This is a genomic window from Parasphingorhabdus sp. DH2-15 (genome assembly GCF_051668705.1).
Taxonomy (GTDB): Bacteria; Pseudomonadota; Alphaproteobacteria; order Sphingomonadales; family Sphingomonadaceae; genus Alterisphingorhabdus.
The window spans coordinates 1,018,601-1,039,927 of record NZ_CP196351.1; the positions used below are offsets into that span (position 1 = coordinate 1,018,601).

The following is a 21,327-nucleotide window of genomic DNA, read 5'->3' on the forward strand; positions in this document are numbered from 1 at the left end:
GCATTTTCGTGACATAGATTGCGCACAATTGCAATCGTTTGCAATTTTCCTGTTGCAATCGATTGCAACGAGATTATGCATTAATGCGAATCGCGCAAAATGGTGCGAACACAAAGGAGAGTTTTGCTATGAAGTTCCGTCACGCTTTGGCCTTTGGCGTTGCGCTAAGTGCCTTTTCCACCCCCGCTTTTGCTCAGGATCAGGAAGCTGCTTCTGAGAACGGTAGCGAGATCATCGTTACCGCCGTTGCGCGCGGTCAAAACCGTTTGGAGAGCTCGGTTTCGGTCAGTTCCGTAAGCGCAGAGCAAATTGCCGATCTTGCCCCGCCTTCTTCGGCTGACCTTATCCGCCAAATCCCCGGAATCCGCTCGGAAGCCTCGGGCGGCGAAGGCAACGCCAACATCGCTGTGCGCGGGTTGCCTGTTTCAACCGGCGGTGCGCGCTATATCCAACTTCAGGAAGACGGACTGCCCGTTCTCGAGTTTGGCGATATCATTTTTGGCAACGCCGACAACTTCCTGCGCGCCGACCGCAATGTTGCGCGCGTCGAGGCGGTTCGCGGTGGCTCTGCCTCCACATTTGCTTCGAACGCCCCAGGCGGTGTGATCAACTTCATCTCAAAGACTGGTCAGCGCGAAGGTGGCGCAATCCAAGGCACTGTGGGGGTCGACTTTGAAACCTACCGCGTTGACTTCGATTATGGCGCACCGCTTGCCGACGATCTCTATTTCCACGTCGGCGGCTTCTATCGCACCGGAGAAGGGCCGCGCGATATTGGCTATAACGGCTTCGACGGGGGCCAGCTCAAGGCCAACCTGACAAAGGAATTCGATGGTGGATACGTCCGCTTCCACGCCAAATTCCTTGATGACAGCACTCCCACCATCCTGCCGCAGCCGGTCTTTGTCGGCGGTACGGACAGCGACCCTGATTACAACGCCATTCCCGGGTTCGATCCGCGTTCGGATTCGTTGTATAGCCCCCTGATCACGACCGCTCTGACACTCGATGGTGGCAACAATCCGACGACCTTTAACATCAACGATGGTCTATCGGTTGAATCGCAGGCCTTCGGTGTTGAAGCCGAGATCGACGTAGGCTCCGGTTGGACGCTAACCAATCGCTTCCGTTATGCGAACAACTCCGGCAGCTTTGTTTCTCCCTTCCCGGCAAGTGCTGGCGCGGCGCAGGACATCGCTGATGGCATTGGCGGCGCTGGATCAAGCATCGTCTTCGCGACAGGTCCGAACGCCGGTTCGACGGCGGACGCGGCGAGCATTGGTGGAAATGGCTTGCTCACCAATGTCGTGCTCTTCAACACGCGTTTGAACAGCCTCGACAACATCACCAACGACTTCCGCATCTCGAAAGACTTCGACTTTGGTGGCGGTTCTGCGACCTTTACCAGCGGCTTCTACCTCTCACGTCAGGATGTTGACACCGATTGGCTTTGGACCTCCTTCGTCCAGACCGTTGAGGGCGATGGCAATGCAGTTCTGGTCGACATCGTCGATGCAGGCGGCAACACCGTAACAGACAACGGCGTTGTGGGCTTTGGCGCAAACTTCTTCGGCAACTGCTGCCGCCGTAATTACGACGTGCAATACAGCACTTATGCGCCTTTCGCATCGCTTGCGTTTGAGTTTGACCGTCTGACCGTGGATGCCAGCATTCGTTATGACTATGGCGATGCCAACGGCACGATTACTGGCGATGGCCCCGTCATTGACTTTGACTTCAACAATGATGGCGTGATCAGCACGCCTGAATCGCAGACCTCTGTACTTCCGTTGGGTGATGCGAGCCCGGTTAATTACGACTTTGATTATTTCTCTTGGTCGCTCGGTGCCAATTATCTGCTGACAGACGACCTCGGCATTTTCGCACGGTACAGCCAGGGCGGACGTCACACTGCCGACCGCAGCCTGTTCTCGCCCGCAGTCAGCAGGACCGATGGCGGCCTGCCGGGCGGCGATGATGGTGTGATTGCCGATGTCAATCAGCTTGAAATGGGCCTGAAGTATCAGGGGAGTGGGCTGTCGATCTACGCCACCGGCTTCTATGCAGAAACCAGCGAAACAAACGTCGAAATCGCGCCGCTGCTTCTGACAGACACGGACTACGAAGCCTACGGTATTGAGCTTGAGGGTTCGTATTCGACCGGACCGTTCACCCTGAGCGCTGGCGCCACTTGGACCGATGCTGAAATCACGGACTCGCTCAACGCAGCGATCATCGGCAACACGCCACGCCGTCAGGCAGACTTCGTCTATCAGGCGACAGCGCAATATGACGACGGCTTCTTTAAAGTGGGCGCCAATCTGATCGGCACCACGGACAGCTTCACGCAAGACAATAACCAGCTTGAGCTTCCCGCTTATACGCAGGTTAATGCATTCTTCGCAATTCGTCCTGTTGACCGGGTCGAAGTGGCGCTCAATGCTACCAACCTGTTCAACAGCGAGGGCTTTACCGAGGCAGAAGAAGGATCGATCCCGGCCAACGGTATCGTAAGGGCACGCTCTATCGCGGGCCGTACGATCGCGGCGTCGGTACGTTTCGAATTTTGATGCTATGCATAAGGGCCGACCAGTCATCTCCCTGTTGGTCGGCCCTTATCTTTTCTAACCGATTGTTTAAGGTGTTGGCATGACGACCGCCTGGACCGCTGACTGTGTGCGCAAGATCAAATCCTCACGCATTCCGCGCATTCCAATAATCAAAGATAATTGTCCTGGCACCCTCGATGCTAGGCGGGTCTATTGGGATATGTGGCCGATACAGGACCAGGACGGCCGCGTCGCGTCAATCCAAGGGCGCGAACTATGGATGGCCTTGTCCGCACCCGATCGCGGTGATCCAAGCTTACGCCACTTTGAGGCGAAAATTCGTCTTATCGAGCGCAGGTCAGGAAACTGGTTCGATCTCGGTGACGTTCTCCCTGAATTCACCGTCGACTATGAGCGCGAATGGGCGGGTTCTGCTGTCACCGATGGCGAAGGCGTTAGCCTGTACTTCACTGCTGCCGGAACAAATCAGCGTCCTGGAGGCTATCAACAGCGCCTCGTGGAGTCGCATGCGATTATCGGGCCAAATGGCCTGCCGGACGCGTGGATTGAGCCCCGCGCATCAATCAGCGAATTAGCGCCTGAATACATGCTCGCAGACGCGCATGAAGGGGAGGCAGGCAAGATCAAGGCGTTCCGTGATCCGGCCTATTTCCGCGATCCTGCCGACGGGCAGGAATATTTGATCTTCACCGCGTCTCTTTCCGGTACCGAAAGCGACTACAACGGCGCTGTCGGGATTGCCCGGCAGACCGACGACGGATGGGAGCTGTTGCCACCCCTAATCCACGCTGATGGCGTCAACAATGAACTAGAACGCGCGCACGTCGTCTTTCACCAAGGTTGCTACTACGCGCTTTGGGCGACCCAGCGCTCGACATTCGCACCCGGCCTGAGCCATGCGCCCAACGGACTGTACGGCATGGTTTCCGACAGTCTGATGGGCGATTATCGTCCACTCAATGGATCGGGTCTGGTACTCGCCAACCCTGATGAGGAGCCTCTCCAAAGCTACAGCTGGTTTGTGACGCGCGAGCTTCTCGTTTCCAGCTTCGTCGATTTTCGCGGCTTGAAGGGCGAACCGGTTCCTACCGATCCCGTCGAAGCCAACAAACTGTTTGGCGGCGTACCTGCTCCACTCTTGAAACTGACCATAGATGGTGATTGCTGCGAACTTGCGGAATCGGTGGAGGCATGAGTTCGACGGGTAAACCGCTATTGGGCGGTATTGAGGCTGGCGGAACCAAGTTCGTGCTTGCGGTGGGACACTCACCGACCGAGATCATCGAACGGTATGAAATTCCTACGCGCGATCCTGCGACGACACTGGCTCAGGCAGGCGATTGGTTTGAGGGGAAGGGACTGATCAGCGCACTTGGAATTGCGAGCTTTGGTCCTGTCAATCTTGATCGTGCATCACCGCGCTGGGGTCACATAACCAACACACCCAAGCCAGGCTGGGCAAATTGCAATTTGGCCGGTTACTTCGCTGAGCGCTTTGGAGTGCCAGTCGGCTTCGATACAGACGTGAACGGAGCCACGCTCGCTGAATATCAGCACGGCGCCGGAAAGGGAGCATCATCGCTTGCCTACATCACCGTCGGGACCGGCATTGGTGGAGGTCTCGTGTTTGACGGACAGGCTGTCCATGGAGCTGCGCATCCAGAGATGGGTCACATCTTCCCGCGCCGCCATGGCGATGATCGCGCATTCAAAGGAATATGCCCTCACCATGGCGACTGCCTCGAAGGGTTGGCGAGCGGTCCGGCTATCAAAGCGCGTTGGGGAGCGTCGCTTTCCGAGTTACCCACGGATCACATCGCGCATGAAATCATCGCCAGTTATCTGGCTCAGCTAGCGCACTCCCTGATCGCTATGACGGCAGTCGAGATTATCGTTTTCGGCGGTGGCGTCATGAAGACGGGTGGCTTGCTTGAGCGTGTGGACCGGAAGGCATCGGAACTCGGCGCACGATATTTTCCAGGCGGGTCAAAGCACAAGACCGTCTCGCCAGACCTAGATCAAAATGCTGGGCTCGCAGGAGCGCTAATGCTTGCGCCCTTGGTTTGATGTCCGCTTTTAAGGTTTCCTTGTCGCGCATCTAATGCCTGAAACTGGGGCGCATTGCAGCTATTTGCTTGATCAATCTAGCAACGCAGTTCGTCCATACGATGTGCGAGATAAATGCAGTAAAATCAGATTGATAGACGATGCTACAGGCTCTATTGTGGGCCTTTCTAGAAGGACACCGAAATTCGGCGAATAAATTCAACATGTTATGCCGTTAGTGTGATGTCTCTTCTGGCACCATTTGACTGTTCGCCAAAGTACGAGAATGTCTTGAAAACCCCTCAAGTCTGGTAAAAATGAGCATGTTTGGGTAGTTAATGTCCTGCTATGTTGCGTGCGCAACTGTCATTTAATGGGGCCATGTAAGGTACATTCTTACTCCCGCTCACTTGTTTACAAAGTGAAGTCCCGAAATGGGGCTAGTAATCATAAAATGGAAGCTTTTCAGTCATTTGTTTAACCGTCCAAAAAGGCGGAAGCTAAAGTGCTTCCTACAGCATTCCCTAAGAGTTCAAAGTTTTGGGCCTTAAATTATCAAAGTCCAGCGTTATTGAAGCCCTGTCGGATCAAGTTTAGATAGGAACAATGATTCTTCTGGATGCTTTTATAAGATTTACCGGCGTTGGATTGCTTGTTTTGCTGGCGGTTCTGACGATCCGAGATCTTAGGAAATGGCATGGTGCACCTTATCTTTTTTTGGCCAGCTTCACTGTTTTGGCAACATATCTAGGCCTGACTATTCCAGAGTTTCGACTGCCAGAACCAGTGCATATTTTTGTTCGGATTATTGATATACCCAATCTTGCCTTGGTCTGGCTCTTTTCTTTAACATTATTTGCGCAGAAATTCACATTGCGATGGTTTCATATCGTGGCAGTTGCATTGTACAGCCTGCCCATTTCTATCATCCGGCTTTATCAATTTGAGATTATTGACTTGGAGCCTGAACCCTTTCTGTTTGTAGCAGAGATATTTTCCATTGCGCTTGTAGGACATTTGATTTTTGCAACTTTATATGGGCGCGGTGACGACCTGCTTGAGAAAAGACGGCGTGCCAGAATCTATTTTGTGATCGTGATTTGTTTTGTTGCCACCGTCACAACATTTATCAGCACGGATATGTTTCTTCCATATAAGGTCGATTACGGGACATTATGGATTATATCGGTATGGCCTGGGATCGTCTGGACCTGCTATTGGCTTTTCGGTGCGAAGCGAGATGCTTTGGCTTTTGGAGATCAAGCCTCTGTCAAAGCCGTGCAGGACCCTGTTGACCAAAAGCTGTTGGCACAGCTTGAAGACATTATGCAATCTGACGAGGTCTTTAAAGCAGCTGATCTGACCATTGTGGCATTGGCGAAAAAGATGACAGTGACACAGCACCGCTTGCGCGAACTGATCAACCAAAGGTTAGGACATCAGAACTTTAATGGGTATGTGAACAGTTATAGAATTGCCGCAGTCAAAGCGGCCTTTCGTGATCCAGAGAAAGCACAACTTCCCATTCTGACTATTGCGCTTGATTGTGGTTTTAACTCACTCACAACGTTTAACCGCGCATTCCGAGAAAGCGAAAACATTACGCCATCGGTATATCGACAACAATTTAGCGAAGCATAAAGATCATTAATAACAATGACTTGCGAAATTGGTTATAGTTTTCGCGAAATCGACAAGACCAGTTGGGTCACTTTCACTAGCTAGGCCAAGTCGATTGAAGTTGCTTTCAAAGATACAGAGACAAGTTGATCGATATTGGTTCTTATAACGTGGCAAAGCTGACACTATTTGGCTTGGAAAGATCTATAACATGACATCACTGAACATTCTTCCGCTGGCTATACTTTTGGCGGCTTATGCCGGTCCTAACATCGGAACTTTAACGAATGAGCCTAGCACACAGGACGCAAAAACTGAGTTCAAATATAAGGCGGTACCGTCGATCGCAATTGCTGGAGAGCCTGTTACGGCCAAGAGCATGAGTGAATATGCTGATGAATTTAATATACCCGCTGCCACAATGGCAGTGTTTAAGAACGGTACAATGATCCATCAGGAATTTAAGGGCGATGGCGTTGGACCAAATAGTGTCTTTCAAGCCGCATCCTTAGCTAAAGCGATTTCCAGTGCAACGGTCGTTACATTGGCGATGCAAAAGGGGATCAGCCTAGATGAGGATATATCCCAATATATAACCAGTTTTGACCTCACCAGCCTTGAAGGCTATCAGGCACCTGTCACGCTTAGGCAGCTTTTGTCACATACATCCGGTGCTGATGTTGGGGGGTTTCAAGGCTATTTGCGTTCCACAGACCTTCCGACCAACCTAGAAGTCATTTTGGGATCTGAAAGATCAAATTCGAAACGGGTAACCTTTTCTCGACCTGTCGGAAAATATTCATATTCCGGCGGCGGTTATCAAATTGTGCAGGCCTTTGCCGAAGATGTATCGGGCGTCCCATTTGGCCAATTGGCTTCGGAATTGGTTTTGGAACCGGTTGGCATGACTCGCTCACATATGGTGCAGTCTTTTGATGGTGTGGCGGACAAATCCATCACTCCGGTAAAGGGCGTGGAAACGAAAGGGCCAGTACAAGGTGGTTGGCACAACTATCCCGAAATAGCGACTTCAGGACTTTGGACAACAGCCGCGGATTATGGAAAGTTTCTAATTGCCATCATGGCAGCAGCCGATGGTGAGACAGAGGCAGGTATCCACCCTGAAGTTGCTAAGCAGATGCTGACGGTAGCGGTTAAAGTTAATGCAGCCCGAGGATATGGCTTAGGGTTAGGTATTTTATCGAATGAAGATGGGAGCGTAAGAGCGTTTGAACATCATGGGAAAAATGTCGGCTATACAGTAAGTTTTAGCGCATTTCCTAAAGAAAGAGCACTCTCTATTGTCCTTACCAATCATCCGAACGGCTTGTTCGTCGCGACTGAGAGTAATCGCGGATTTGGAGAAACTTTGGGTTATATTGACCCATTGACCAGAACTATTATGCGTGTGCCGTTTACTGATGAACTACGTGAGCGTTGCCTTGGAACTTACAATCTTGCTGAGACACCGGATGAGCCTGTTTTTCTGAAGGAAGAGGAAGGCGTTTTAAAATTTAAAAATGAAACTTCGGAATACCCTTTGGTGCATATTGGTGATGGAGAATTCCTGTACCTTTACACAAATGCATTGTTTAAATGCGCGACTTCGCAGCAAGGTGTGACTTTGTCATTGGGTAAGTCGACCGTCTATATAAAAAAATAGACGCCGCGATTGCGATATAAGTTTCAGGGCAGATGCGCCTTGAAACGCCAACAAGTGAGCCGCTCTTTTTAAGGGCGGCTTATTTACTGTTCGGCTATGAGCAGCGAGGATCGGCACATAATGCAGACACGATGATGGAGTTTTTTTGATCTGTTATCAATCGACTTTATAGCGTCCTGAAGTCTCCGGTGTACCCTAATGATCTTGCTGAACAATCGCTTGGAAAATCTTGGGAACGGGCTGGATCGTCTGGTGCGGATAGTGATCCATTTCCATTATTGGGCACGTGTCACTTTACAAGCCGCTGATTGATGCGACCAATGTGAATGATCCTTGCAATCGGCTATACGCTGTTTACCCATCGGGCAGCAGCTGCTTTGCGCCATCGCCAAGTATGATGAATGCTGCCCAATAATAAGGGTGAGAGGTGAGGGGATCGTCCATCAGCTCTTCCTGTGCTGCTCTGAGTGAGCTGCCTAAAGAAACATTACGCTCTGCTTTGAATATACCGCCGATTAAGCGCTGGGTTGCGTCATAGTCATCTGGAACCGGCCAGTGGCTAGCGACCACAGAACGTGCGCCAGCGCCCACAAAGGCGCGTACAAGCCCGTCCAGTGCATAATCACCCCCTGTTGTAATGCCGGCTTCCAAAGATGCTGCAGCGCTGGCTGTGCCCGCCGTGTCGCAGGCTGACAATATGACAACATCGGCATTAAGCCGCAGATCAAAAATTTCCTGAAAGTTCAGAAGTCCGTCAGAACCTTCGCCGCCAAAAGAGGTGACCAAAGCCGGACGCGCTGTGCATTCGGGGCGTGGCGCTGTTACCAAGCCATGGGTTGCGAAATGGATGATCCGATAGTCGGAAAGGTCATCGCGCTGTAATAAGGCGCTGTCTGAGAACTGACCTTTTGTAAGTACGTTGGAGCGTGATTGACCGACAATATTGCTCGCCAAAAAGAGTTCGGCAGACGAGATGGGCGCTTGCCATGTGCCTATGCCCCATTGGCACTGAGCATCTGCATTGGCATTTCTGGGCAGAGCATAATCTGGCCGTTTAGAGACCGTCTCATTTTCTCCAAGACCCAAATAGGCATATTTGCCTTGTGATGGGGCGATATTGCGCACATCAACAAAAGAGCGCGGCGACACGGCAATGGAAATATCACGCCCACGTCCGAACCATTTTATACCCGTGAAATCAAAGAGATCAGCATCAATATCATAAGATGTTTCGATATAATTATCGACGCCATCTTGCTCCGCAATCAGCAAATAGGGCGGCAGTTTCAGCAAGGGACCGTCAGGTTCATAAACCAGATGATCGATATCGGCTAAAGCGCCTTCAAATGGAGTGAAGAGGCTTTTATAAAGGGCCCGTGCGGTGGTGACATCAAAGGGGTAGGTTACTGGACGGCCATCCTCCAAAGTCACAATCGTTTCGCGCAAGGCTGTCACTGATCGCTCAATCTGTGTTCGGCTATCGGTGATTTTTGCGCTTTGCACATTTTGCGGAGTGATCAAGATGCTATAAACATCTTCGCCGACAATATTGACTTTGTAATAGGCTTCACCCGGTTTCAGCAGGGATTGCATTTCTTCAAGAGTAACCGTTTGCTGGGCCAAAACCCGGTAGCGTGAAAACTCGCTAAGACGTGACTGCAAGCGTGTCTGATCTGCTTCTAGGGCACGCAGGGCGTCGCGTGTTTCCAGCAGTTTTTGCTGTCCAGCCTCTGTCAGTGCGCTGGCAGCTTCCAGTTTCGCGATTTCTGAGCGTGTGCGGGCAATGGATCGGGTTCGTGTTACGGATAGACGGAACAGCGCTGATGCTTCGCTATTGCCTTCTGAAAGCTCGCGGGCCAGCACGGCTTGAGTTTGCGCAACGCCTGGTCTTTGTAAGGCTTGCGATGCCAAAAACATGGCTTTGGCTGTTTCCTGATCGCCTGTGGGCTGCGCGACCAGCAGATCAAAATAGGGGCCAAGGAGATTACGCATGATAACCGCGGCACCCGGCACAGACTGGCTTTGCTGAACAACGTCGGCATAAAGAGCAAGCGCTTGCTCCACATTGCCAAAACGTCCTTCAAAGGCGGCTATACGCGCCTGTGATGCCAATAGGGCAGGGGATTGCGGATGCTCCTGAGCAAAGATAAGTGATGCGCCATTATAATATCTGCGCGCAGCATCAACCTCGCCCAAGGCTTCGGAAATGATGGCCAATTCTGATTGGATGTCTGATCGCAGCCAAGCGGTGGAGGTAACTTGACCATTGCGGACATTGCTGAGAATGTTCAGTGCTTGCAATTGGGCCGAGCGTGCATTGCTAAGGTCGCCTTTCAAACGCAGTGCAACGCCACGCAACTGTAATGCTTGACCATCGAGTATCTGGCCGCGTTCAATATCGGTCAAGCCACTGTCAATCGCCCCCACACGGCGCAAATTCCGGTTTTCGCGGTTAATTTGTTCAGCAAGCTGTGATGTAATTTGCCCATTGGCAATTTCGCTTTGGTCTATACCTTCACCCAAGGCAGCGACGGATATTTCAGATGCCTTCAGTGCAGCATCGGCCTTTTGCTGGTTCAGCAGATCGATAACGCGAAAATTACGGATCAGTCTTTGCGTTGTTCCATCACGGGCCGCAACGATGCGATCAGCGCGGGTAAATAATGATCGTGCCGCCGCAAAATTGCCCAGATTAGACTGTTGCAATCCTTCATTGGCGAGGAATTCTGCCGTCCGGTCCGAACCAGCACCGTTGCGGGTCGATAAGGTGCCAAAAAATTCCGCTGCTTCGGCATAGCTTCCGCGGTGGTTCCGGGTATATGCCTCGGCCCGTGCGCCCTCTATATCAAGTGAACCGGCCTGTATGCGTGCAAAGGCCGCCGGATCGCTGACTTGTGTCGTTGCAACCTCTACGGTGCCGCTAACTGGTTCATCGGTGACCAGAGCGGCCAGACCCAGCCGCAATGCGCTATCATAGCCTGCCAAGCCCTCTGCAAGATAGGTGACATCGCCTTTGGTCAATGCGTAAATACGATATTCAACGCCATTGGCATCGTCGGCGCACAAAAGGCGGTCTACATTACCAATATTATTGATCTGGCTCATGCCTTCGTCACGGCATTCCAGTGTCTCGCGGCCCTTAAAGACGATATCTGTGATATCACCCTGTACATCGCGCACCGCCAATAATGTGCCGACACTGCTGGCCGCATCGCGGCAAACGATGCGATAACCGCGATCAAAAATACCAGATAAGCCGGGCAGGTTGGGAGTATTTTGCGCGGTACATAATACGCCTGAGGAACCTATGCGAAAGCTGTTCTTTACAGAAAGCGGCAGATCTTTTGCTAAGAGTGCATAAGGTGTCATTGCCATTGGCAATGCCGCCAATAGCATTGCCGTAGTGCGCAATGAGCGCATTATATTCTTACGGCTCATTGTGATGCTCCTGTGTCGATATCAGCATCTGTTGCCAGCGGGTTTTGAACATTGGATGATGATACGGGTGCACCCATCAAATTGGGGTTGCCGCCGCTGGTTACAGGTTCACTGATTGGGCCTGAATTGGTTAGCGCGCGGGTGTTGATGATGGAGACAGGTCGCGAAATAGGACTTTTGGATGTCGCTTTTTCTTCGGCTTGCTCCTCTTCTTCGGCGCTGCTTTCCTCGGCCTGATCTTCCTCTTCGGTCAGCGGCTCTTCATCCTGCACGCCCTCTTCTGTTTCTGCTGTGTCCTGATTGTTATTGTCCTGCTGCGTATCGCGAACATTTGTTGTAATCACATCTTCCTCACCGCCGTCTGACGCGCCGCCATCAGGTAGACCAGCATCAGGGTCAGGCCCTGCAGCGGGAGGAGTTGGCGGGGGTGGCGGTGCGCAACTGGCCGCTGTCAATGCGCAGCCATTCACGCTGGATGTTCCGGTGAAGCCGGCTGGTGTTGCTGTGAAGATAGTATCACGAACATCTTCACCAGTGACAAACGTGTCATCTGCATTCACGGTCATGCCATGAATCACCAAATCGAGCAGCATTCCGGTTCCGCCAGCCGGGTTAATGGTAATACCGCCAGTATCAGCAAAAAATCCGCCGATCGTGCCATTGCTCCCGCTGTTTTGGATAAGCAATGTTTCTTCAACATTAAAAATAATGCTGCCGGCCTGAATGGTGCCATCGGGGTTGGGGCCGGGTGTGGCTTGAGCGAGCAGGGCATCACGACCGACAAAGAATGGGTCTAACGCCAGTTGATCCAGCAAGGCTGTACTGCCGATATGGATATTACGACCGAAGAGGCTAAGCGTGCCGCCCGGTGAACTGCCTTCCAGCACGAGACTGCCGGAATCTGTCGCAATTTCAATCAATGGTGCCGCAAAAATAATCTCGTTCGTTATTTCCAGACCTGTGATATTTAGCGTGCCTGCTACCCGAACTGTATCCATGCTCTCGATAGAGAATATAGCATCTGTGCCGACAAGGTTACTATCCGGCGCAGTGCCTGCGGTTAAGCGCAGGTCACCCACCACAAGCCCGCCAATATTGGCTGCGCTGATGCTGATATCTGATGATTGTAGCCTGATCGCTTCGGCTGCGTCGAGAATATAACCGCCGCTCATGGTTCCAGCATTTGTGGCATCACCGTCGCCAATAAAGGTGCCGTTCGCATTGGTGCTGACAAGGGTGAGTGTGTCTGTATCCTGATTACCCAAGGTTGCTGAGGCTCCAAGATTGATATCGCTGGAAAAGACCATGATTGATGGCGCAATGACAGCGTTAAGGAAACTTGCCAGTCCGCCTGTATCAACCTGAAGTATGTTAGAAAGTGTGATTGCTTGGCTGGCCAAGAGACCGCCCGTTGATGCGGCGAGCAAATTAGCACCACTGATTGTGCCATTAAAGGTGATAGAGCCGTTCACCATTGTTGGGCTGACGTTAAATATGGGCGTTGGGTCAAAATTTGGACCGGCCAGACTGGCCAGACTGACATTGCCAATATAGATAAAATTGTCAGGATTTAAGCCGGTGGAGATACTGCCCAAGTTAACGCTGCCGCCTGACAAGACGAGCAAATCGCGACCGGCAGTGATATTGCCAGTGCTAATATCACCAGCCATAGTCATCAGCCCGATGCGCTCATCAGAACTGAGGCTACCAGTCATGATTCCTGTGCCCGCCGTAAGACCGAGGCCGAAGTTTTCACCGGGGTTTATAAGCCCAGTGGATCCGATACGTCCGGCAGTTAATAATCCGCCCGCTTCAATGGCAACACCGCCATTGGCTTCAACTGCATCAAGCGTCACATCGCCGCCGCCAACAATCTCTACATTACCGCTGATGTCGATCAAACCGCTATTGACATTTTGCGCAGCGTCAATGGCAATCGATCCGCCGATAACTCTTTCAATATCAATATTGCCATTGGTCGATGTAAACACGGTTGATGTGCCACCTGCATTGATAAGGCCAGTTGCAACATCGGATGCAGCCAGAACATCAATTGTGTCGCCCGCTTGAATGTCCTGCAGGACGACACCAGCATTTAAGGAGTTGATGCTGATAGACGTAGTGGCGTCCAAATCACCAAGACTTATGTCATTATCGGCGGTTGCCATAATCATGCTGGCCCCAGTGATGGAACCGGTATTGATCGAACCATTTACGGCGCTGATAATCGCATTGCCGGTTGATGACAGATTGCCAACCGCAATATCACCATTCGCGGTATTGATCATGATATCAAAGCCAGAACTGATATTGCCTGTGCTGATCGCCCCCAAAGCGGAGTTGAGATCAACAATACCATTAAGTGCAGTAATGGCGCCGGTGGTTATGGACCCGCTGCCCTGAGTGGCGATAGTTACGCCATTCATTCCATCAAGCGCGCCAGTATCTATATTGCCGTCCGTTGCCAAAAGATTGATCGCGTCGTTGCTGGTAGTATCCTGTAAGAGGATGTCGCCTGTAGCGTTCAGCAAGAGTGTATTTTGTGTAACCAGATTGGTGGACAAAATAATATCTTGGCCAGATACAAATGAAGCGTTGCCAATGACCGACAATGTACCAGGTGCCACCGGATCAGTTCCCGTGACATTGGATACAAAATTGGCGGCATCAATAAGCAGATTGCCATTAACAGTTATGATGCCGCTATCGGTTACGATAGCCAAAGGAGCATCGACAAATATATTGGCATCATTATTGAAAGTGATGTTGGAATCTGCGGCAGATAATAGGCTTGTACCAATAGCTGTGCCGCCAACTGTGCCATTTGTTTGCGCAATAAATTGATCTAAAGTTACATCGCTCTGTATGACATCGATGATTGTGGCACCTGCATTGCCTATGCCAGCAATATTGCCCGTGCCGCCCATAGTGTCATTCATAAAGCTGACATTGCCTGCTATCAGATTGCCGCGGTCCGCTGTCATTAATCTGTTGGTTGCCAGTAAGGATAATGTGCCGCCTGTGCCCGACCCACCATTGCCAGATAATAGGCCCGTACCGCCATTGCCGCCAAAACTATTGGCGATGAAAGTTATGTCCAAAGCAGTGACCTGTGTACCTCTCACCAATAATGTCGCAGATGTACCAATCGCATCGCCGCCATCGCCGCCATTATTGCTTGTGCCACTGAGAATGGCGGTCCCACCATTGCCGCCTAGGCCACCTGTGGAGTTTGACTCGACAAATATTTCACCAAAATTGGCCGAACCCAAAGTCTGCGCAGTGACAGTGCCGCTTGCGTTACCAATCTGGATTGTACCACCTGCCAACACATCGCCGCCATGACCACCCAATCCGGCAAGAGAGGTGGAACTATCGCCACCATTACCGCCCGATCCGCCCAGATTTTCAGCATTGATAGTAATATTACCAGTGTTCAGTTCACCGCGTGCTGCATTGCCAAGGATCGTAATAGAGCCAAAAGTAGCGCTGCCACCATCACCGCCATTGCCGCCATCACCTGTGCCGCTGCCAACACCGCTACCGCCATTGCCACCATTGCCGCCAAACGCTCTGCTATTAATATCGATACTACCGACATTTATCGTGCTTAATGTATCAGCCGTTGCAAAAGATATCGACACATTGCCTGACCGTGCTGCGCCGCCATTGCCAGCATCAACATTAATAGTGCCTCCATCTGCTCCATCGCCAGCAGTGGCTGATAAATCAGCAAAGATGCTGCCAATATTTATGGTGGCAGGGTCTGCGCCAAATGCGAAAACTTGCAACGCGCCCGCTGTCGCATCACCGCCATTACCAGATATTATCGACCTGCCAGCGGTGGCATTCGCATTCACTAACAAAGTGGTACCAATATCAATCATACCACCATTATTTGCTTGAATGGTGGCCGCTCCAGCCTGCGCCGCGCCTGCATTGCCGTCGGCATCTTGTGTCTGGGCAGATGTGATCAGATTAACAGCGCCACCTATATTGATGGCTGATGTTCCAGAGGCCGTATTCAAAACGGCATCTCCGCCATTGGCATTGCCGCTATTTCCGCCGCCAGATGAGCCACCAAGGGCATTGGTAAATATGTCCAAATTGCCAGTGATGGTGACAGCACCATCGCCTGCGACGCTAATCCTATTGTCGGTTGCAGAAGCATTGCCGCCATCTGCACCATTGTCACCCTCTCCGCCTGTGGCAGTGCCACTCAAAACAGCGTTGTTGGTAATGGTTACCGTGCCGCCAGGATCGGCAAATATCTGCGCAGTGCCGCCAATACCCTCACCACCAATATTGCCCGCGCCAAGACCTTGGCCGCCATTACCTAAAGAATTCAAGGTGACGCCTGACCGCAATTCGATGATGGCGCCGCTGGTCACAGTGCCCACAAGCGATTGACCGCCAGCGCCATTTCCGCCTGAACCATCAGCATTGGCCGCTCCGCCCAGGCCGCTGGTATCAATAAATGCCGCCCCTTCAATAACAAGTCGTCCCAAAGCCGAACCAATATTGCCCAGGCCGCCATTGCCGTCACCCGCGCGCACGCCGCCATTGACCAGATCACCGCCAGTACCATTTGCCTCTATGGTTGCATTGCCGCCAATAAACAGGGAAATATCACCCGGTGAATTTCCAGCGCTATTGACCACGATCCGCGCATCGCCGCCAGTGCCGGAGCCGCTGATATTATCGCCGCCACCAAAATTGGGAGCACCAAAGCCATTGGCAAGCAACAGCGCATCGCCTTGAATATTGACCACACCCTGTGTGTCTTGCGATATGCTGGCATTGCCGCCAGTGCCATCACCGCCGTCCACACCATTGCTACCCAATTGGTTTGCGCGTCCTTCTACATTGATTGTCACATTGCCAATAATATTTGCAAGGCCGTCACTGAGCGCCAGAATGCCAGCCGTGCCGCCTTGTGCATCGCTTATTGTTCCTGTGCCAGTCTGGTTAGAGCCGCTCAGGGATGTCGCAACCAAATCAATATTACCGGCAAGGTTGGCAATGGCGGCATTTTCGACCAAAAGATTTGCGGTGCCGCCCATAGCAAAGCCCGATGTGGAACCCCGTCCGCCAAAGGCCGATGCATTTAATTCGGTTGCGCCCTGAACATCCAAGCCGCCGCCACTGACGCGAACGAAGCTGGTTCCGCCATTGGCCGTGCCGCCATTGCCTGTATCAGTGCCGGGGGATAATATTTCTGTGTCGCCGCCCGTTGCGGAAGTGTCTAAGGTTAGTGCGCCGCCAATATCCACAAATGTACCAGAACCTGTGATGTTTAGCTCTGCCATGCCACCTATGGCATTGCCCACAGTGCCAATATTATCACTGCCGCCTAGGCCGCCGGCTATAGCTATCGCTTCCAGCCTGACATCTGCGCCGACCAACCATTGTGATGCGTCACCAATTGTTACGAGCGTGGTTCCTGCAAAGCCGTTTCCGCCGGTATTCCCGCCCGTAGTGTCATCCGCTATGCCGTTTGAAGATAAGGTAGCGGCCCCCATGACATCAAAAGTCTGACCACCGGCTTCCAAGGTTAGATTGACATTGCCGCCTATGCCATCGTGATTGCCGTTTGGATTGCCATTGGTATCGCGGCCTCCAACGCCATCTGCTTGCGCAAAAAAGTCACCTTCTACAAAAAGGCTGGAAGATGTTCCGCTCAAAGTAACGTTAACAGTGCCACCTATGCCTGCCGAGCCTAATGGGCTGTCGGCAATGTCATCGCTAAGGCCATTGGCAGTAATATCCAAATTACCGCCTACTGTTACCGTTGAGCTGTCGATCAAAAAGTTGACCAGTCCGCCTGTACGACTGCCTTCATCGCGCATACCCGGCCTAAATTCGCTAACAGCGCTGGCAGTGATGATAAAATCTGCACCAGTCGAAATCGCGCCGCCATTCTGGACGATAACCTCAGCTGTTCCAGCGGTAACATTGTCTTGCGTGAGTAACCCTGCCGAGGCATCAAGGATCAAATTGCCTGCAACATCAATAATATTGCCATTCACATTTGAAATGAGGCCGGCAATATCATCGGCACGCAAATTCACGTCGCTAGCGGCGTTAACCGAACCGGCAAATGTTGCCACAGCTATGCCGCTGCTGGACCGCGCATTAAGATTGGATGTGATGTCCACGCCACTGATGCTTAAAAATGCATCTTGCGTACTGACTGGATTGGCTGAGAATGTATCGCCAGAGACATTATACCCAGTCGACAATATAATAGAATTGCCCACAACATCGGCGGCACCGGCAATGTCAAAACCCAAATTGCCGCTATTTTCAATGGTCATGGTGATAGCGTTATTCTTGGGAATCGCTACCATATAGATCCGATGGAAATCTCCTGTGCCACTGCTGGCAGGACCTGTGGTCGATCCATTGTGCTGCAATGCTATATTATTTGCATCGCCGTCCGTGCCGACGGTTACTTCAATATCAAATAGACCTTGGTTGAAGGTGATAGAACCCGCTTCTGCAGCGATATACGCGGCTGAGCCGTTAACAGTGACGTCGCCTGATTGCGTCACATTGGGCGCAAATAAGCCGATATAGCTGTTTTCAGGCGAGAGATTGACTACCGCCCCTGCATCAATACTTGCTTCAGCAGTTGGTATTGTTGCTTGCTGGAAGACTGTCGTGCCACCACCATCAATGAAGTTACCCGCGCCATCGACAACCGGCTCTGCGGTAGTCAGGAAGAGACCACCGACATCAATAGTTGCTGTGCCACCAATAACCACCCCGCCCGGCGCGTAAAACCATACGGCACCGCCAGGGGCAAACGTACTCGAACCAAGTTGTAGCTCGCTAATAATATTGCCATTAAGGATTATCGGGCGTGTCGAGTCATTAGCGTTGATACGGTTCAGCACCGTGAAATTGGCGATACCTATACCGCCCTGATACAGAGCGGTTGCGCCGTCGGGCAAAAAGTCAATATCGGCGCCATTAATGGCAGTATCATTGGGGAACCAATCGATAACAAGCTGCTCGCTATCGACAGTGACTGTATCAAAGTCAGTATCTTGTTGAATGTCGCCAGTACCAAAGACGATCGTGCCTGTGCCGTCATAAGCAGATTGCGCCATAGCGGCATGGGTTGGCCCGAACATCAGGCCAAGAGCCAGAGCAGTGCTAGATGTAAGGACGGGCCGGTTGCGCAAGGCGTGCATCAATTTAGAGGCTGTCATGGTCATTAGCGTGCTCCCCAGGGTAGCAATCTTGTGGTCAATGAAATGAGAAAGCGGACATCGCCGCGCTCTGTTTGAAATCCGGCGCGGCGCAGGGGTACGGCCAGCGTCATATCCAGTCGCGCGCGATCTGATAATGTGGAGCGGATACCACCGCCGACAGAGAACAGCCTTTGAGGATCAAAGTTTGATGGCCGGTCATCATTCCAGACCCATGCAGCATCAAAAAATCCGAATGGCTGGAACGTATAGTTTTTGATTTGCGATGGGCTGATACGTGGGCCGCGCACCTCAAATTGGAAACCAGCGCCATCATCACCAATGATGACGCCTGGCTCATAGCCGCGTCCGATAGTAAAATTACCGCCGGAAAATTCTTCGAAACTGAACAGAGGATCAAAAGCCAGCTGTGCGCGTGGTTGAAGAAACAAGGAGAGGTCTGTTGTTGGGGCATATTCAAATGACCCCGATGTGCGGATGACAGTTGCTGTTGGATCGCCGTCCAAACGGCTGGGCGCAGTCATGCCTATCGGACAGAAGGGATTGCATCCGGGGCTGGCGCCAAAGATATCAAGACCGCGACGTATTTCCAAGCTGCCGCCTGCGCGCCATTTTGGGTTGCGCGGAGTTTTAAGGTCTATTGCGTTGCCGCTGATGCGCAGCCATGCAACACGCAATTCGTCACGGCTTAGCGGAACAATAAAATCCACTTCCTGATCAACAAAGTCGAACCCGCCAGCAAGCGTTATATTGCTTCCCTGACTGCGACGCAGTGGATAACTAGCCTCACCAGATGCTAATAATGTGCGGGCCGTAAGTTCAGGGCCACCACTGAGTGCACCCAAATTGGGTTCTGTCCAAGCATAAGTGAAATTGCCCGATAGTCTTAGACCTTCGCTGCCTAAGAAGAAGCTATGCCCGACCTGCAGAATTTGTTGTTCTTGAAAATCGGCAGTGGAATAGAATGATATTGTTGTGCGGTCGCCCAGGCCAGTCAGCCCAAAAAATTGCGCACGCAATTGTCCGCCAAAACTGCCGGTATCTTCAGCAGCCAAATTCTGTACATTCAAATCAACCTCAAAAGGGCGCTGTAAAACAGTAACATCGCCAATCAGTTCACCCACGCCTGTTCCGGCAGGACGCAGCGTCAGGCGGACATCATATCCCGGCAAGTCGCGGGCCAACAAAAGATAGCGCTCTGCTCTGTTTCGATCAAAAATCTCATCTTCGGAAAGTTTGCTCAGAAAACCGGCAATGGTCTTTTCGCTGCGGCCTGCTTCACCGCGTATTCGAACAGCTGTGATGCGTGCATAGAGCACTTCAAATTTGATAGCGCCATTTTCAATAGTTTGCACGGGCACCTGCACTGCGGCAAGATAGCCTTTGTCGCGCAATATGGTGGCCGCTGCATCGCGGATTTCACATATAATCGCAATTGGCTGTTTGGTGCCAAGATAGGGGGCATAGGCTGCCTCCATTTCTTGTGCGGTCGCGCCTTTAAGATTGTTGAAAAACACGCTGTTAACATCAACCATAATATTCGCATATGATGGATCGGCCAGCGGGCAGGGGGAGCGTTCTATATCACCTTCTACAGAGAGACGTGATGGTGCTTGTTGTACCTCTGGCGCTGTCGGACGAAGCTCTTCGCGTGTCGGTGGGCTTATTTGTGCGCTCAACGATGAGCCGCTGGTCAAAAGCCATGAAAAAAGCATTGCCGCCAATAGACGGCGAGCGAGTATAATCTGACGCACGAATTCCCCCAATTATCCAACGCAATTATTATTCGTGCGACCCGAAAATACGATCATTGGATAATGGTTCCTTATGATTGCACGCTATTGATGTAAACAGTTTTATGTTCTCTTTGGCCTGACTTTCTGTAGTTTTGTCGCTCGATAGAGGTTGTGCGAAGCATCACAGCAAATCTCTTATTTTGACTAAGTCAGTCTATTTGCATGCAGCCTCTTGAAATTGGAGTTGGCTGCAAATACATGTTTTACGCGTACGCTTGTCTGCCGCTACGGTATTCGGTGTTTCCACATTGATGGATATGCGCTAACACCAACGTTCATTGGTTATTGTATCAATGAAAATATACAGGAGAAATTATGGTTAAGATGAAAGCATTAGCAGGTGCGATCACTTTATCAGCTTTTGTTGCCGCATGTGGCGGAGCCGCTGAAGAAGCAGAACCTACTACTGACGAAGTGGTCACTGATGAGACCGTTACGGAAGAGCCAGTAACTGAAGAAGCGACTGCAGAAGAAGCTACTACAGAAGAAGAAACAGCAGATGCTGCCCCAGCAGCTGGTGGTGAGTTCGCAACCAAAGACGGTGTCGCTTATGCCAGCCTGACAGGTGATGCAGCCGCTGGCAAAACTGTATTTGGCAAATGTCGTCAATGCCATGTTGTAGAGCCTGGCGTGAACCGCGTTGGTCCTTCACTCGCAGGAATTGTTGGACGTGAAGCAGGTTCAGTCGATGGCTTTAACTATTCAAAAGCCAATGCCGAAAGCGGTATCACATGGTCAGAAGAGAAACTTTTCCAGTATCTTGAAGATCCACGCGGCGTTGTTGTTGGTACAAAAATGATTTTCAACGGTCTGCCAAAAGCGCAAGACCGTGCTGACATCATTGCTTATCTGAAAGATCCTAGCTGATTTTTCTTAGCAATATTTGATATAGAAAAAGGCCGGAGTATCGCTCCGGCCTTTTTTAGTTGTTTATCAAAATCTTAGTCTAACCAATTGCCAATGCATTTGGCTGCTAG

At 51.4% G+C, this 21,327-nt stretch carries 9 protein-coding genes; 6 read left to right on the forward strand and 3 right to left on the reverse strand.

Going from position 1 to position 21,327, the window contains the following annotated elements; all coding sequences use genetic code 11:
* Nucleotides 1–128 precede the first annotated feature (128 nt).
* The 5 genes from ACR9YC_RS04770 (at nucleotide 129) to ACR9YC_RS04790 (ending at nucleotide 7,899) form a co-directional block, all read left to right on the forward strand.
* Nucleotides 129–2,570, forward strand: coding sequence for a TonB-dependent receptor domain-containing protein (locus tag ACR9YC_RS04770; protein ID WP_438730579.1), 2,442 nt, complete (start codon nucleotides 129–131; stop codon nucleotides 2,568–2,570).
* Between the two features lie 79 nt (nucleotides 2,571–2,649).
* Entirely contained in the window at nucleotides 2,650–3,765 is a 1,116-nt protein-coding gene (locus tag ACR9YC_RS04775) for a glycoside hydrolase family 68 protein (RefSeq protein WP_438730581.1), read from the forward strand.
* Nucleotides 3,762–4,637 (forward strand): ROK family protein, encoded by an 876-nt coding sequence (locus ACR9YC_RS04780; protein ID WP_438730583.1) that lies wholly within the window; start codon nucleotides 3,762–3,764, stop codon nucleotides 4,635–4,637. Before ACR9YC_RS04775 ends, ACR9YC_RS04780 begins: the two co-directional genes overlap by 4 nt.
* Nucleotides 4,638–5,222: 585 nt before the next feature.
* On the forward strand, nucleotides 5,223–6,257 hold the full coding sequence (locus ACR9YC_RS04785; protein ID WP_438730585.1) for a helix-turn-helix transcriptional regulator: 1,035 nt from the start codon (nucleotides 5,223–5,225) through the stop codon (nucleotides 6,255–6,257).
* Nucleotides 6,258–6,447: 190 nt separating this feature from the next.
* Nucleotides 6,448–7,899, forward strand: coding sequence for a serine hydrolase domain-containing protein (locus ACR9YC_RS04790; RefSeq protein ID WP_438730587.1), 1,452 nt, complete (start codon nucleotides 6,448–6,450; stop codon nucleotides 7,897–7,899).
* A 354-nt stretch (nucleotides 7,900–8,253) separates the two neighbouring features.
* Here ACR9YC_RS04790 and ACR9YC_RS04795 read toward each other — a convergent pair whose 3' ends face one another.
* Genes ACR9YC_RS04795 through ACR9YC_RS04805 form a run of 3 tightly spaced genes read right to left on the reverse strand, consistent with a single transcriptional unit; the run spans nucleotide 8,254 to nucleotide 20,233 of the window.
* Nucleotides 8,254–11,337 (reverse strand): CHAT domain-containing protein, encoded by a 3,084-nt coding sequence (locus tag ACR9YC_RS04795; protein ID WP_438730589.1) that lies wholly within the window; start codon nucleotides 11,335–11,337, stop codon nucleotides 8,254–8,256.
* Nucleotides 11,334–18,560 (reverse strand): hypothetical protein, encoded by a 7,227-nt coding sequence (locus ACR9YC_RS04800; RefSeq protein ID WP_438730591.1) that lies wholly within the window; start codon nucleotides 18,558–18,560, stop codon nucleotides 11,334–11,336. Before ACR9YC_RS04800 ends, ACR9YC_RS04795 begins: the two co-directional genes overlap by 4 nt.
* Nucleotides 18,560–20,233, reverse strand: coding sequence for a ShlB/FhaC/HecB family hemolysin secretion/activation protein (locus tag ACR9YC_RS04805; protein ID WP_438730593.1), 1,674 nt, complete (start codon nucleotides 20,231–20,233; stop codon nucleotides 18,560–18,562). Before ACR9YC_RS04805 ends, ACR9YC_RS04800 begins: the two co-directional genes overlap by 1 nt.
* 432 nt (nucleotides 20,234–20,665) lie before the next feature.
* Here ACR9YC_RS04805 and ACR9YC_RS04810 point away from each other — a divergent pair, with 432 nt between their 5' ends.
* Nucleotides 20,666–21,217 carry a c-type cytochrome gene (locus ACR9YC_RS04810; protein WP_438730595.1) on the forward strand — a complete coding sequence of 184 codons (552 nt, stop codon included), beginning with the start codon at nucleotides 20,666–20,668 and terminating at the stop codon, nucleotides 21,215–21,217.
* Nucleotides 21,218–21,327 lie beyond the last annotated feature (110 nt).